1 protein-coding gene is annotated in these 238 nt (G+C 47.9%); it reads left to right on the top strand.

Annotated elements, in window-relative coordinates:
- The coding region (locus V5P19_RS24455; protein WP_334408106.1) for an AIDA repeat-containing protein at positions 1-238 on the top strand (238 nt) is incomplete at both ends.

The following is a 238-nucleotide window of genomic DNA, read 5'->3' as shown; positions in this document are numbered from 1 at the left end:
CATTGTTATGGAGGACACGCAGGCCATTGATACTATCCTTGATGAGCATGCCACTATGCAATCGCTGGGAAAGGATACTGGGACGAGAGTGCAGGCAAATGCGGTGTATGATCTCGGTCGATCAGATCAGAATGGAAGTATCACGTATTCCTCAAAAGCCATCTCTGAAAATATGGTTATCAACAATGGCCGCGCTAACGTCTGGGCTGGCACAATGGTTAACGTTTCAGTCAGAGGG

The organism is Enterobacter sp. UNJFSC 003 (genome assembly GCF_036903355.1).
Taxonomy (GTDB): Bacteria; Pseudomonadota; Gammaproteobacteria; order Enterobacterales; family Enterobacteriaceae; genus Enterobacter.
Note: the sequence above shows the minus strand (reverse complement) of the source record. Positions and strands in the feature narration are given on the sequence as shown.